At 71.1% G+C, this 14,444-nt stretch carries 13 protein-coding genes; 9 read left to right on the forward strand and 4 right to left on the reverse strand.

All coding sequences use genetic code 11. The features are described from left to right. Positions 1-5: 5 nt before the first annotated feature. The gene (locus ABD295_RS13730) at positions 6-926 is read right to left on the reverse strand and encodes an MEDS domain-containing protein (RefSeq protein WP_344304321.1); all 921 of its coding nucleotides are present in this window, start codon (positions 924-926) and stop codon (positions 6-8) included. A gap of 251 nt (positions 927-1,177) precedes the next feature. On the opposite strand from ABD295_RS13730, the gene ABD295_RS13735 reads away from it, so the two are divergent. The 6 genes from ABD295_RS13735 to ABD295_RS13760 all read left to right on the forward strand — a co-directional run bounded on the left by ABD295_RS13735 (position 1,178) and on the right by ABD295_RS13760 (position 8,197). Further along, on the forward strand, positions 1,178-1,669 hold the full coding sequence (locus ABD295_RS13735; protein WP_344304322.1) for a (2Fe-2S)-binding protein: 492 nt from the start codon (positions 1,178-1,180) through the stop codon (positions 1,667-1,669). Further along, complete coding sequence (locus ABD295_RS13740; protein ID WP_344304323.1) at positions 1,666-4,137, forward strand: xanthine dehydrogenase family protein molybdopterin-binding subunit; 2,472 nt, start codon at positions 1,666-1,668, stop codon at positions 4,135-4,137. Before ABD295_RS13735 ends, ABD295_RS13740 begins: the two co-directional genes overlap by 4 nt. Further along, positions 4,134-4,988, forward strand: a complete 855-nt coding sequence (locus tag ABD295_RS13745) for an FAD binding domain-containing protein (protein ID WP_344304324.1) — start codon at positions 4,134-4,136, stop codon at positions 4,986-4,988. Before ABD295_RS13740 ends, ABD295_RS13745 begins: the two co-directional genes overlap by 4 nt. A gap of 17 nt (positions 4,989-5,005) precedes the next feature. Further along, positions 5,006-5,743 (forward strand): SRPBCC family protein, encoded by a 738-nt coding sequence (locus tag ABD295_RS13750; RefSeq protein ID WP_344304325.1) that lies wholly within the window; start codon positions 5,006-5,008, stop codon positions 5,741-5,743. A gap of 95 nt (positions 5,744-5,838) precedes the next feature. Continuing rightward, positions 5,839-7,593, forward strand: a complete 1,755-nt coding sequence (locus tag ABD295_RS13755) for a DUF2207 domain-containing protein (protein ID WP_344304326.1) — start codon at positions 5,839-5,841, stop codon at positions 7,591-7,593. A 46-nt stretch (positions 7,594-7,639) separates the two neighbouring features. Further along, on the forward strand, positions 7,640-8,197 hold the full coding sequence (locus ABD295_RS13760; RefSeq protein ID WP_344304327.1) for a LemA family protein: 558 nt from the start codon (positions 7,640-7,642) through the stop codon (positions 8,195-8,197). Positions 8,198-8,268: 71 nt separating this feature from the next. Here ABD295_RS13760 and ABD295_RS13765 read toward each other — a convergent pair whose 3' ends face one another. Then, positions 8,269-8,895: an alpha-ketoglutarate-dependent dioxygenase AlkB gene (locus ABD295_RS13765; protein WP_425574074.1), complete on the reverse strand. Its 627-nt coding sequence runs from the start codon at positions 8,893-8,895 to the stop codon at positions 8,269-8,271. 119 nt (positions 8,896-9,014) lie between these two features. Between ABD295_RS13765 and ABD295_RS13770 the strand changes: the two genes are divergently transcribed. From ABD295_RS13770 to ABD295_RS13780, 3 genes are all read left to right on the forward strand, one after another. Continuing rightward, the gene (locus tag ABD295_RS13770; protein WP_344304328.1) at positions 9,015-9,761 is read left to right on the forward strand and encodes an ABC transporter ATP-binding protein; all 747 of its coding nucleotides are present in this window, start codon (positions 9,015-9,017) and stop codon (positions 9,759-9,761) included. A 3-nt stretch (positions 9,762-9,764) separates the two neighbouring features. Next, the gene (locus tag ABD295_RS13775; RefSeq protein ID WP_344304329.1) at positions 9,765-12,302 is read left to right on the forward strand and encodes an ABC transporter permease; all 2,538 of its coding nucleotides are present in this window, start codon (positions 9,765-9,767) and stop codon (positions 12,300-12,302) included. An 85-nt stretch (positions 12,303-12,387) separates the two neighbouring features. Further along, the gene (locus ABD295_RS13780; protein ID WP_344304330.1) at positions 12,388-13,104 is read left to right on the forward strand and encodes a GntR family transcriptional regulator; all 717 of its coding nucleotides are present in this window, start codon (positions 12,388-12,390) and stop codon (positions 13,102-13,104) included. Here the strand turns inward: ABD295_RS13780 and ABD295_RS13785 are convergent. Both ABD295_RS13785 and ABD295_RS13790 read right to left on the reverse strand, forming a co-directional pair. Beyond that, entirely contained in the window at positions 13,101-13,466 is a 366-nt protein-coding gene (locus ABD295_RS13785; RefSeq protein WP_344304331.1) for a hypothetical protein, read from the reverse strand. The two genes, ABD295_RS13780 and ABD295_RS13785, sit on opposite strands and share 4 nt — an antisense overlap. 33 nt (positions 13,467-13,499) lie before the next feature. After that, entirely contained in the window at positions 13,500-14,411 is a 912-nt protein-coding gene (locus tag ABD295_RS13790) for an EamA family transporter (protein WP_344304332.1), read from the reverse strand. Positions 14,412-14,444 lie beyond the last annotated feature (33 nt).

A 14,444-nucleotide genomic window follows, 5' to 3' on the forward strand; every position in this document is an offset into this window, starting at 1 on the left:
CAAGGTCACGCCGACAGCTCGGCCCAGGCCACCTTCCCCTGGGGAGACACCGAGCAGCCGCAGCGGGTGGCGACGGCCTCGACGATGGCGAGCCCGCGGCCGTCGAGGTCGGTGGGCAGCGCGTCCTGGCGCTCGGGCCAGCTGGGCGCGACGTCCTCGATGGAGACCCGGACGGTGTCCTGCTCGCGGTGCACGAGCGCGCGGAAGGGGGACCCGCCGTGGGTGACGGCGTTGGTGGCGAGCTCGGAGATGACGAGGGCGGCATCGGCGGTGAGGTCGCGTCGGCCCCACGAGCGGAGCACGTCGACCACGAAGTGCCGGGCGGCCGCGACGGCCGCGGGCACCGGCACGAGCACGCCCGACGCGGCGTCGGAGGAGCTGGTGGTCAGCTCGGTCAGCGCGTAGTCGCCGGCGTACGCGACGTCGGTGTGCAGCTCGCAGAGCCGGGCCACGTCACCGAGGTCAGCCTGCGAGACCGCGGCGACGGGGTAGGAGCACATGATGGAGATCGGGCGGCCGCGTGAGTACGCCGTCCAGAGCGCTTCGAGCTGGAGCGCGCTCACCACGTCGCCGCGCTCCCAGAGCAGCGACACCATCTCGCCGTACGCGCGGGTCGGCCGGCCGTCGTCGGGCATCGACTCCGAGGCCAGCGCCATGAAGCGCGCGGCATCGGGCACGCCCCCGACGAGGAATCGCGCCAGGGTCGTCTCCGCGTCCAGCGGGACGTAGTCGCCGGCCCGCTCGGCCTCGACGACGTCGACACCCGACGCGAGGAGCGCGTCGTCGACCGCGAGGCGCAGCGTGGGACGAGCGAGCATCAGGCTGCGTTCGCCGGCCGCGAGCCCTGCGGCCACGAAGGCCGCCACGCGCCCGCCCAGCTCGCGGACGGTCTCGTAGACCGCCACCTCGTGGTCGTGCTGTCCCATGTCGAAGCGTTCCTATGCAATAACCCCGAGATGAGGCCCCATGCCCCCGTCGAGTGTGCGCCGGGTCGGCCGAAAGGGGAATAGCCGATCGGGCATTTCCCCAGCCGAGTGGTCGAGCAGCGATGCCTCGACTCGGCTCGACAACCGGGAGCGGCCTGTCGGGACCAGGGGCCAACCAAGCGCCAACCTGCCCGCCCTAGCGTGACGCGCATCACGGCGCAGACGCCTGCGCCATTCCAGGAGGTGCGTCAATGACGAGGATCAACCTGCGCGTCGACCAGGAGAACGTCTCCGACGACGTCGAGCCCCGGATGCTGCTGGTGCAGTACCTGAGGGAGAAGCTCGGGAAGACCGGAACCGTCATCGGTTGTGACACCAGCAACTGCGGAGCCTGCACCGTGCTGCTCGACGGGCGGTCGGTGAAGTCGTGCAACGTGCTCGCCGTCCAGGCAGACGGCGCCGTCGTCGACACGATCGAGCGGCTGGCCGACGACGACGGGACGCTGCACCCGGTCCAGGAGGCCTTCCGCGAGTGCCACGGCCTCCAGTGCGGCTACTGCACGCCCGGGATGATCATGCAGACCGTCGACCTCCTCAACGAGAACCCCGACCCCACCGAGGAGGAGGTGCGGCTCGGCCTCGAGGGCAACCTCTGCCGCTGCACCGGCTACCACAACATCGTGAAGTCGGTCCTGCACGCCGCCCAGCTCAAGAAGAGCCAAGAGACAGGAGTGGGCGCATGACCGCCGTCGACGACCGTCCGGACGTCGCACCCGACAGCGGCCCTGAGATTGGTCGGGATCGCCGTCGCAAGGAGGACCAGCGCCTCATCACCGGCCGCACCCGGTGGACCGACAACATGGCCCTCCCGGGCATGCTGCACCTGGCGATGGTCCGCAGCCCCCACGCCCACGCGAAGATCCTGAGCATCGACATCGAGGCGGCCGACAGGTCCCTCAACATCTACGAGGTCTTCACCGGCAAGCACCTGGCCGACACCCAGGGCGTCAACGCCAACGCCTGGCCGATCACGCCCGACCAGATCGCCCCGGCCCACCTGCCCATGGCGGTCGACCGGGTGGCCTTCGCCGGCGAGATCGTCGCCGTCGTGGTCGCTCGCACCGCTGCCGAGGCGCGCGACGCGGCCGAGCTGGTCGACGTCGAGTACGAGCTGCTCCCGGCCGCCCTCGACCTCAAGGAAGCCGCCGAGGCCGACGCTGACAACGGGGTGCTGGCGCACCCGGACCTCGGCACCAACAAGAGCGCGTTCTGGCAGCTCGACTCCCAGGGTCAGGGCAGCAGCACGCGCGGCATCGACGAGGTCATCGAGGAGGCACGCGCCGGCGGCATCGTCATCGAGCGCGAGTACCGCCAGCAGCGCCTGATCCCCGCGTTCATGGAGCCGCGCTCGACGGTGGTCGACCCGACCGGCGAGCAGATCACCATGTGGACCTCCACGCAGATCCCGCACATCACGCGGTTCCTCCTGGCGGCCACGACCGGCGTGCCCGAGTCGAAGATCCGGGTCATCGCCCCGGACGTCGGCGGCGGCTTCGGCGGCAAGCTCCAGACGACGCCGGAGGAGTGGATCACCTTCGCGGTGGCCCGCAGGATCGGCAAGCCCTGCAAGTACACCGAGACCCGCTCGGAGTCCCTCGTCTCGGGCCACCACGGCCGCGACCAGTGGCAGAAGCTCACCCTGTGCGCCACCAAGGAGGGCAGGGTCACCGGCCTCAAGGTCGACCTGCTCGCCGACATGGGCGCCTACATCGGCGTCATCGGCGGCGGCGTGCCCGTCCTGGGCGCGTGGATGTTCAACGCGATCTACAAGTTCGACGCCTACCAGTTCAACTGCACGCCGGTGCTGACCAACAAGACGTGGGTCGACGCCTACCGCGGTGCCGGACGGCCCGAGGCGACGTACGCCATCGAGCGGCTCATGGACGAGCTCGCCGCCGAGGTCGGCAAGGACCCTCTCGAGGTCCGCGAGATGAACTGGATCAAGCACGACGAGTTCCCGTTCACCACGGTCGCCGGCATGACCTACGACTCGGGCAACTACGAGGCGGCCACGGCCAAGGCCAAGGAGATGTTCGGGTACGACGCCCTGCGCGCCGAGCAGAAGGAGCGGCGCGACCGCGGTGACAAGGTGCAGCTGGGCATCGGCATCTCGACGTTCACCGAGATGTGCGGTCTGGCCCCCAGCCGGGTGCTCGGTCAGCTCAACTACGGCGCCGGCGGCTGGGAGCACGCCACCGTCCGGATGCTGCCGACGGGCAAGGTCGAGGTGATCACCGGCACGAGCGCCCACGGGCAAGGCCACGAGACGGCGTTCAGCCAGATCATCGCCGACCGGCTGGGCGTGCCCTTCGAGGACGTCGAGATCCTGCACGGCGACACGCAGGTGTCGCACAAGGGCCTCGACACCTACGGCTCGCGGTCGCTCGTGGTGGGCGGCGAGGCCCTGGTGCTCGCGGCCGACAAGGTCATCGAGAAGGCCAAGCCCCTGGCGGCGCACCTCCTGGAGGCCAGCGCCGACGACCTGGAGTTCGCCAACGGCCGGTACACCGTGCGCGGCACCGACCAGGGCATCGGCATCGCCGAGGTCGCGTTGGCGACCTTCGCGGCGCACAACTACCCGGAGGGCATGGAGCCGGGCATCGACGCCGAGTCGACCTACGACCCGGTCGACTTCTCGTTCCCGCACGGGACGCACCTGTGTGCCGCGGAGGTCGACACCGAGACCGGTCAGGTGACGCTGCGCAAGTACGTCTGCGTGGACGACATCGGCAACATCATCAACCCGCTCATCGTGTCGGGGCAGGTGCACGGTGGCCTGGTGCAGGGCATCTCGCAGGCGCTGTGGGAGGAGGCGGTGTACGACGAGTCCGGGACCCTGGTCAGCGGCTCCTTCGTCGACTACCTGCTGCCGACCGCGGCCGACACGATCAGCTTCGAGATCGACCACACGACGTCCCCGTCGACCACCAACACGCTGGGCACGAAGGGCGTCGGCGAGGCCGGCACCATCGCGTCGACGCCGGCGGTCGTGAACGCGGTCGTCGACGCCGTGCGGCACTTCGGGGTGAACGACATCCTGATGCCGTGCACGCCCGAACGCGTGTGGACAGCCATCCAAGGGGCGGGCTCCGGGGCCCCGACGGTCGAGGACGCCCAACCGCACTTCGAGGCCGAGGGAGGCCAGCAGTGATCCCCACCCGGTTCGACTACGTCGCTCCGACGTCGGTCGAGGATGCCCTGTCCGCCCTGGCCGAGGCCGGCGACGACGCGAAGATCATGGCGGGCGGGCAGTCGCTGCTGCCGGTGCTGCGGATGCGCCTCAACGCGCCGGAGCTGGTCATCGACCTCGGCAAGATCGAGTCGCTGCGCGGCGTACGCGACGACGGCGACGCGATCGTGATCGGAGCGATGACCACGCACCACGAGGTGCTCCACGACCCGTTGGTCAACGAGCACGCCCTGCTGGTCGCCCGCGCCGTCCACGACCTCGCCGACGCGCAGATCCGGCACCGCGGGACCTTCGGCGGGGCGCTCGCGCACGCCGACCCCGCCGGCGACCTGGGAGCACCCGTCGCGGCCCTGGGCGCCGACTTCGTGATCGCGGGGTCCGGCGGCACCCGCACGGTCTCGGCCGACGACTTCTTCGTCGACATCTTCGAGACCGCGATCGGCGAGGACGAGATCCTGACCGAGGTGCGGATCCCCAAGCACACCGGTTGGGGCGCCCACTACGAGAAGTTCGTCCGGATCGCCCACCAGTGGTCGATCGTCGGCGTCGCGGCCGCCGTGAAGAGCGACGGCTCGACCATCTCCGACGCACGGATCGGCCTGACCAACATGGGGTCCACGCCGATCCGGGCGCGCGGCGTCGAGGCCGGCCTGGCGGGCGCGGAGGCGACCGAGTCCGGCGTGCAGGCTGCGTGCGACCGCGCCACTGAGGGCACCAACCCGCCGAGCGACCTCAACGGCAACGCCGACTACCGGCGGCACCTCGCGGGCGTGCTCACCAGGCGCGCGGTCCTCAAGGCAGCCCATGTTTGAGGGAGGCGTCTGAGCCTGTGGATCTCACCCATCGCTTCACCGTCCCCGTCGGCGTCGACGAGACCTGGGCGCACTTCAACGACATCGCCTCTGTCGCCGAGTGCTTCCCCGGCGCCCAGGTCACCTCGGCCGACGGCGACTCGTTCGCCGGCTCGGTGAAGGTCAAGCTCGGGCCGATCGCGCTGGTCTACAACGGCACCGGCACCTTCGTGGAGAAGGACGAGAACCTGCACCGGTTCGTCGTCGACGCCAAGGGCAAGGACAAGCGCGGCAACGGCACCGCCGGGGCGAAGGTGACGCTGACGATGGCGTCCAACGCTGCTGCGGGGACCGACGTCGAGGTCGTCACCGACCTGGCGATCACCGGCAAGCCGGCGCAGTTCGGCCGGGGCGTGATGCAGGACGTCTCCGACAAGCTCCTCGGGCAGTTCGTCGCCTGCCTCGAGGAGCGGCTCGGGGGAGAAGCCCCAGCGGTGCCGCCCGCGGACACGGAAGAGGCGGTCACGTCCGAGGCGGCTGCCGTCGCCGAGCTCGACGCCACCAGCGAGGCCCCGGCTGCCGAGGTGCCACCTCCGGCTCCGGCTGCCGCCCCTCCGGCTGCGGCTCCTCCTCCTGCTGCCGCGCCGCCGCCGCGCAAGAACGACGACGCGCTCGACCTCGGCGCCGCCGTCCTGCCGATCCTCGCCAAGACCTACTGGAAGCAGGCGGTCGTCGCCCTCGTCGTGATCGTGGTGCTGCTCGTCATCCTGTTCTGACGAAGGTCTCGTGACCACGGCGATCGGGGACACCGGTCCAGCCCGCTCCGGCGATTGACTGACCCGGAGAGCCGCGCGCCGCTAGTCTCCGAGCCGTGAAGAGGCTGGTGGGCTATCTCCTCGGCCTCGGCCTGCTCACCGGACTGGTCTTCCTGCCCGCGGCGTGGTTCGGGCTCGACCTCGGCACCGAGTCGACGACGTACGAAGAGACCACGATCACCGACTACGACGCCGAGCTCACGATCGACGAGGACGGTGACCTGACCGCCAAAGAGACGCTCGACGTCTACTTCCCCTACTCCGGCAAGCACGGCATCTTCCGGTTCTGGGACGTGATCGACCAGAGCGACCCGCACGTGCGGCACATCCCCCACGACATCGAGGTGACCCGCGACGGCGGTGAGGACGGGCTCGACGTCACCCGCGACGGCACCCGCTACCGGGTCGCCCGCATCGGGCGCGAGGAGGTCACCCTCGAGCCGGGCAACCATCGCTACACCATCGACTACACCATCGACGGGGTGCTGCAGCCGGGCAGCGGAGACCTGCCGACCCAGCTCTACTGGGACCTCGTGCCCGGTGGCTGGCAACAAGCCATCGAGGAGTCGCACCTCGTGGTGCACCTGCCGGTCGCCCCGCAGGACGTCGAGTGCGCCGTCGGGGTCGGGCAGACCGAGGGTTGTGAGGCCTCGGTCGACGGGACCACGCTGACCGTGACGACCGGGCCGCTCCCGGCGCGCACGCCGGTGACGGTCCGCGCCGGGCTCGACATGGCCACGCCCGACCCGGGCGACCCGCGTCCGTGGACGCCGCGCTTCGACCCCGTCTTCGGCCCCAGCGTCTGGCTGCTGCCGTTCGTGGCCGGTGCCGTCGCGCTCTTCGCGCTCGTCGGCTGGCGGGCCGCGCGCTCGTCCTACGAGCCGACGCCGCCCTTCCCGCTGATGTACGCGCCGCCCGAGGGGCTCGGGCCCGCCCAGGCGGCGTACATCTTCACCGAGGTGTCCGACCGTGAGGACTACGTCGCCACGATGATGTACGCCGCGGAGCGCGGCGCCGTGAAGCTCGAGCGCAACCAGGGCGCCTGGACCGTCACCGACCAGCAGGGCCCGAAGGGCTGGGCCCGTCTCGACAAGATCACCAACCGGGTCGCACGCCTGCTGCCCGGCGAGGGCGGCACGTTCGTGGCGCTGCCCAGCGACGTGAGCACGGGCAAGGTGCTGCAGTCGGAGCTCTCCTCTTTCGAGTCGAGCACCAAGTCGTGGGCCCGTCAGGAGGGGCTCATGGTCACCAGCGGGCTCGCCGGCGCCGGGGGGATCGTCGTGCTCGTCGCGTTCGGCCTCGCCGTGCTGCTCGCGCTGTTCAACCCGTTCAAGATGAGCGTGCTCGCCCTGGTCCCGGGCGTCTTCGCGGTGTTCGCCGCACCTCTGCTCCGGCGCGGCTCGGGCACCAAGCGCACCGCCAAGGGCCGTGACCTGTGGTCGCGCATCGGCGGCTTCCACCGGGTGCTGTCGACGCCGTCGAGCAAGGAGAGGTTCGACTTCTCCGGACGCCAGGAGCTCTACACCGCCTACATCCCCTGGGCGATCGCGCTCGACTGCGCGGACGAGTGGGCGGCCAAGTACCGCACCGAGATGGGCGTCGAGCCGCCCGTCCCGACGTACCTCGGCACCGGCTACTACGGCGCCCACACCTCCAACCACGTCTCCCAGATGCTCGGGGACTTCTCGAGCACGCTGAACTCCGCCATCAGCTCCTACGAAGCCACCCAACGGTCGTCGTCCAGCGGCGGCGGTGGCGGCGGCTTCTCCGGAGGCGGCGGCGGTGGCGGCGGCGGCGGGGGATCCTGGTGAGCAGAGCGGACGGGCCAATGGTTCACAACAAGAGGAGAGGTCTCTCATGACCGCAGTCATCGTCATCGCGGTGCTCGTCGCACTCGCGGGATTCGCGGTGGTCGGCTTCAACAAGCTGCGTACCGCCGACGTCGGGGCCGAGGAGGCACTCGGCGGCATCGACGTGCAGCTGACCCGTCGCGCCGACCTGATCCCCAACCTGGTCAACACGGTCAAGGGGTACGCCGCCCACGAGAAGTCGGTCTTCGAGGAGGTCACCCGCGCGCGGGCCGGTCTCCAGGCCGCCGCCGCAGGGGACGACGTGCACGCCAAGGCCGAGGCGGACGCCGCGATGCAGCAGGCGCTCATCAACCTGAACGCCGTGGCCGAGGCCTATCCCGACCTCCAGGCCAACGAGAACTTCCTCGACCTGCAGCGCCAGCTCGCCGACACCGAGAACCAGCTGTCCTTCGCGCGCCAGTACTACAACGACGCCGTGGCCAAGCTGAACACCCTCGTGCGCACGCTGCCCTGGCTGCTCTTCACCGGCATCGCCGGCGTCAAGCAGCGCGAGTTCTACGAGGCCCCCGCCGGCCAGGAAGTCCCGCCGACGGTCAGCTTCTAGCCGTGGGGGGTCTCGAGGTTGCGCCGGCAACCGTCACGAGACAGCGAGGTGCGCGCCGAGTCCCCCCGTGGCTAGAAGACGTTCAGTGGCCGGAACTGCACGCTGATCCGAGGACCTGCCGAGGCGACCTTGGGGACCGCGTGCTCCCACGTGCGCTGGCAGGAACCGCCCATGACGAGCAGGTCGCCGTGGCCCATGGTGAAGGAGATCGAGGCGCCGCCACCGCGAGGCCGCAGCGCCAGGCGGCGCGGATCGCCGAGGGAGACGATCGCGACCATGGTGTCCTTGCGCTCGCCGCGACCGATGCGGTCGCCGTGCCAGGCGACCGAGTCGCGGCCGTCGCGGTAGAAGCAGCAGCCCGCGGTGACGAACGGCTCCCGCAGCTCCCCGCGGTAGTGCTCCGACAGCGCGTCGCGGGCGAGCTCGAGCGTCGGGTGCGGGAGCTCCTCGCCCACGGCGTACATGCAGACGAGACGGGGGACGTCGACGACCCGGTCGTACATCTGCCTGCGCTCGGCACGCCACGGCACCTCGGCGACCATCGTCGAGAAGACCCCGTCGGCGTCGGCCAGCCAGTCGCGGCGTACGTCGACCCAGGCGCCCCGATCGAGCGGGGTCCGGGTGGTGCCGGCCAGCGAGGCGGCGTCGAGGCGCCGGTCCAGCACGGGCGAGTCGAAGAGTGAGCCCTGGTAGTCCACCCCGTCGAGGATACCGAACACCTGTTCGAATGACCAGGAGCTGCAGCCCGGCCATACCAAGGGTTGGACCAGGGTGAACCCGGTGGCTGGTTGTCGGTGCGAGTTGGGAGAGTGTCCACATGACCAGTGACGGGACGAGGGAGCGCACCCCTGCGGCGCGGGTGGTCGACCTGACCAAGACCTACGGGACGGGCGACGCGATGGTGCGCGCGCTCGACGGCGTGACCCTCGACCTCTACGCGGGGGAGTTCACCGCCGTCATGGGTCCGAGCGGCTCGGGCAAGTCGACCCTGATGCACTGCTGCGCGGCGCTCGACACGGCCGACTCCGGGTCGGTGCACATCGGCGAGCACGGCCTGACCCGGCTCAAGGACAAGGCGCTGACCCGGTTGCGCCGAGACGAGATCGGCTTCGTCTTCCAGTCGTTCAACCTCGTGCCGACGCTGACCGCGGGGGAGAACATCGTGCTGCCGCTCGCCATCGCGGGGCGCAAGCCCGACGCCGCCTGGTACGACAGCGTCATCGACACCGTCAACCTGCGTGACCGGTTGACCCACAAGCCCAACGAGCTGTCCGGCGGCCAGCAGCAGCGAGTCGCCGTCGCGCGCGCGCTGGTGAGCCGGCCCACGATCGTCTTCGCCGACGAGCCGACCGGCAACCTCGACAGCCAGTCCGGCGCCGAGGTGCTCGACCTCCTCCGGCGCAGCGTCGACGAGCACGGCCAGACCGTGGTGATGGTGACCCACGACCCGGTGGCGGCGGCCTACACCGACCGCGTGGTCTTCCTCGCCGACGGCAAGGTGGTGCGCGAGCTGCGTCAGCCGACCCGCGAGTCCGTGCTCGAGGCGATGGCCGCGGGGGTCTGACCCGTGCTCAGGGTCGCCCTCAAGAGCCTGCTCGGCCGCAAGCTGCGGCTGCTGCTGAGCACCTTCGCGATCGTGCTGGGCGTCGCGTTCGTGGCCGGGTCGCTGGTCTTCTCCGACACGCTGTCGCGCAGCTTCACCGCGCTCTTCGCCTCGACGGTCGGTGACGTCGTCGTCCGGCCCGAGGGGGGCACCACCCAGCAGGGCGGCCCGTCGGCGCTGACCATCGACGCCTCGGTCGTCGACGAGCTCGACGACGTCGACGGGGTGGCGCGCGTGGACGGCAACGTGTTCGCGGTCGGCGTCTACGTCGTCGACCGGGACCGCAAGGTGGTGGGCGGTCTCGGCCCACCCGCGCTCGCGGGCAACTGGTCCGACGCGCCCGCCGCCGGCGGCGAGGGTCTCGCCCTCGTCGAGGGCGTCGAGCCGCACGGCCCGGACGAGGTGGTCCTCGACGACAGCACGGCCGAGCGGGCCGGCTACGCCGTGGGCGACGCGGTGCCGCTCATCAGCCCGCGCGGCGAGAGCCTGATGCAGCCCACCTTGGTCGGGATCGCCGGCTTCCCCGACGGCGGCTCGCTCAACGGCGCGACCTTCGCGGCCTTCGACACCGCCACCGCGCAGGACCTCTTCCTCGACGGGGAGGACGTCTTCAACGACATCTGGGTGACCGGGGAGGACGGCGTCTCCCAAGAAGAGCTCCGGGCGGCGGTGGCCCCCCTGCTCCCCGACGGCGTCGAGGCCGTCACCGGCGACGCCGCCGCCGACGAGTCGGCCTCCGACCTGCTCGAGGCGATCTCGTTCATCACCACGTTCCTGCTCATCTTCGCCGGCATCGCTCTGGTGGTCGGCGCCTTCCTGATCGTCAACACCTTCTCCATGCTCGTCGCGCAGCGCAGCCGCGAGCTGGCGCTCCTGCGCGCGCTGGGCGCCTCGCGTCGTCAGGTCACCCGCTCGGTCCTGGTGGAGGCGTTCGTGCTCGGCGCGCTCGGCTCCACCATCGGCCTGGGTCTCGGGGTGCTGCTCGCCATGCTGCTGCGGGTGGTCTTCGGGCAGTTCGGTCTCGACCTGTCAGGCCAGCCGCTGATCTTCCAGCCCACGACCGTGCTGGCGTCGTACGCCGTGGGGATCGTCGTCACGATGGTCGCGGCGTACCTGCCCGCGCGGCGCACCGGCCGCATCGCCCCCGTCCAGGCCATGCGCGACGACATCGCGCTCCCCGAGGCCTCGCTGCACCGCCGTCTCCTGGTGGGCGTCGCGATGCTGGTCGCCGGGGCGGGCGTGCTCACGACCGGCCTCTTCGCGGACGTGCCGCGACCCGGCTGGTGGGTCGGCGCCGGTGTCCTCCTGATGCTGCTGGGCACGGCCACGGCGAGCCCTGTCCTCGCCCGTCCCTTCCTGGCCCTGGCGCGCGCGGTGTACGCCCGCCTCTTCGGCACCGTCGGCAACCTCGCCGGCCAGAACTCCCTGCGCAACCCACGGCGTACGGCGGCGACCGCGTCGGCCCTGATGATCGGCCTGGCCCTGGCCGCGACGATGGCGATCGTCGGCGACTCGGCGAAGGCGTCGGTGGACAAGACGATCGAGGACAACTTCGTCGGCGACTACGTCGTCAGCAACACCTTCGGCGGCGAGTTCAACACGACCATCGCCGACCAGATGGCCGACGTCGACGGGGTCGACTCGGTCGTGCGGCAGCGCTACCAGTTCACCGAGGTGGAGGGCGACGACGACGCGCTCGGGGCGATCGACCCCTCGGCGGTCGAGCCGCTGCGGCTCGACGTCACCGAGGGCTCTGCCGCGGACTTCGTCGACGGCACCGTCCTGGTCCAGCGCTCCTTCGCCGACGAGCACGACCTCGGGGTCGGCGACGAGGTCGAGGTCGCCGTCCCGTCCGGCGACCAGAAGTGGCCGGTCGTCGGCATCGTCGAGGACAACCCGGTGGTCTTCGCCAGCGTCGTGACCACCCTCACCACGCTCGCGGACGCCGGCTTCGAGGAGGCCGACAACGCCCTCATCGTCTTCGCCGAACCGGGAGCCGGCGCCGCACTCGAGGACCGGCTCGACGAGGTGGTGGCCGACCTCCCGATCGTCACGGTCAAGGACCAAGCCGCGTTCGCCGAGGAGCAACGCGCGCCGATCGACCAGTTCGTGCTGATCATCTTCGCGCTCCTCGGGCTGGCGCTGATCATCGCCGTGCTCGGCATCGTCAACACGCTCGCGCTCTCGGTGATCGAGCGCACCCGGGAGGTCGGCCTGCTGCGGGCGATCGGCCTGAGCCGTGGTCAGCTGCGCCGGATGATCACGCTGGAGTCGGTCGTCATCTCGGTGCTGGGCGCCCTGCTCGGCACGGTGATGGGCTTGGTGTTCGGCATCGCGCTGATGTACTCGCTGCGTGACGAGGGTCTCGAGGTGATCAGCGTCCCCACGGGCCAGCTGCTGGTCTTCGTGCTGCTCTCACTGGTCATCGGCGTGCTGGCGGCGGTGTTCCCGGCCCGCCGAGCGGCCCGTCTCGACGTGCTCAGAGCGATCGCCACCGAGTGACGAGGCAAACCTCTCACTTACCCAAGATGTGTCCGCGGCACGCATATCGGTGACAGAGGGTCTAGACCACCCCTAGAGTGCCCACGTGGACGAAGTGGCAGCTACGCCACGGTCTCTCAAGCACGTCGCGGTCCGCGAGTACGTACGGTCGCTAGTCGAGGGGGCCGATGCTGGATCCCCCGCCCCCTCCGAGCGGGAGCTGGTGCAGCGGTTCGGCGTGGCACGGATGACGGTTCGCCAGGCGATGGACGCCCTGGTGAGTGAGGGCTTGCTCGAACGCATGCCCGGGCGCGGCACCTTCGTCGCCCGGCCGCGCCGGCGGGTCGGCCGACTGACGAGCTTCACCGAGGACATGGAGCGCCGCGGCATGCTCGCGGAGTCCCAGACTCTCCTCGCCCGGCGGGAGCAGGCGGGGCCGGGTGTCGCGAAGGCGCTGGGCATCACCCCGGGCGACGCGGTGATCCACTGGAAGCGGATGCGGTACGCCGACAACGCGCCGATGTGCATCGAGGACGCCTACCTCAACGAGGTGCTGCTGCCGGGCTTCCTGCAGGCGGCGATGCCGACCAGCCTCTTCGACGCGCTCGCCGCCCGCGGGCTGCGGCCCACCTGGGCGGAGGACGCGATCACCTCCGACAAGGCCAACGCCGAGGAGGCCAACCTGCTCCAGGTGCAGCCGGGCACCTCCGTGCTCGTCGTCGCCCGCCGGGCCCTGGCGGGGGAGAAGCCCGTCGAGGTCTCACGCTCGGTCTACCGCGCGGACCGGTTCACCCTCTGGGTGCAGCTGGGCGAGGAAAGCTAGCCGTCCATCCCGGACAGCGAGCCGAGCCTGCCGAGCGGAGCCACCTCGGCGCCGGACTCCTCGCAGACCCACTTCGGGTCGGGGCCGCCGAGGTCGGGCTGGATGTAGAGCGGGTGCTCGGGAGCGTCGTCGCACGCGAGGCAGAGCGGCCAGCGGCCGGCAGTCTCGAAGAGCGCGTCCTGCACGTCCTGGGCGACCAGCCCGGCGACGTACACCGATCCCTCGGGCCACTGCTCGGCCCACCACCGGCGCTGCTCCAGCGCGTCCTCGAGGGCGGAGACGGCGTCGGCGTTGGCGGCGCGTCGAGCCTCGAGGTCGGCGAGCACCGCCGCGCGCGCCGCGAGGAAGACGGAGTCGACCACTGATCCATCCTGCCAGGCGACCGGTCGCGCGGGTCAGGCGCGAGCCGGGATCGCGGCCGCAGCCGCCGCTGCGGCGCCGGCTGCCGACGCCCGCCGTCCCGCGTGCACGGTGAGCAGCACGCCGCCCAGGACGACCACGGCGCCGGCGCCCTCAGCCAGGTTGGGCGACTGGTCCAGGAGCAGCCACGCGCTGGCCATCGCGACCGGCGGCGCGATCAGCACGAACGGCGTCACCGAGGAGGCCGGATAGCGGGCGAGCAACCCGTTGAAGAGCGAGTAGCCCACGAGCGAGGCGAGCCCGGCTGTGTAGAGCGTGGACAGTGCAGCCGCGCCGTCGAAGGCGCGGAACCCCTCGGCGACCGCGGTCGGCCCGTCGAGGAGCAGGCTCAGCGCCAGCAGCGGCACGGGCACCACCAGTGACGACCACGCCGCCATCGACAGACCGGCGCGTACGCCGGCGCGCCGGCTGATCACGTTGCCGACCGCCCAGGACAGGGCCGCCGCGACACACAGCAGCAGCGCCGACAGCGGGACGTGCCCGCCGCGGCCGACCCCGACGACCACCAGGCCGGCCGCGCCCACGCCGATCCCGACCAGCTGGAGCCCGGTCGGACGCTCGCCGATCCACGCCGCGGCGATCAGCACGGTGAACAGCACCTGCGCCTGCAGCACGAGGGCGGCGATCCCGGGCGGCAACCCTGCGTGCATGGACGTGTAGAGAAGTCCGAACTGACCGAGCGACATGAAGAGCCCGACACCGGCCACGGTGCGCCAGTGCGCCTGCGGACGGGGCACGAGGAAGACGGCCGGCACCAGCACGGCGGCGAAGCGGACGGCGACCAACACCAGCGGCGGCACGTCGCCCATCCCCCAGTCGATGACGACGAAGTTGAAGCCCCAGACGGTGGCGACCAGCGCGGCGAGGAGCGAGTCGCGCGTGGTCATGTCACGGATTCTCGATCAGACGACCGTGAAGCA

The sequence above is a fragment of the Nocardioides bigeumensis genome, assembly GCF_039531755.1.
Taxonomy (GTDB): Bacteria; Actinomycetota; Actinomycetes; order Propionibacteriales; family Nocardioidaceae; genus Nocardioides; species Nocardioides bigeumensis.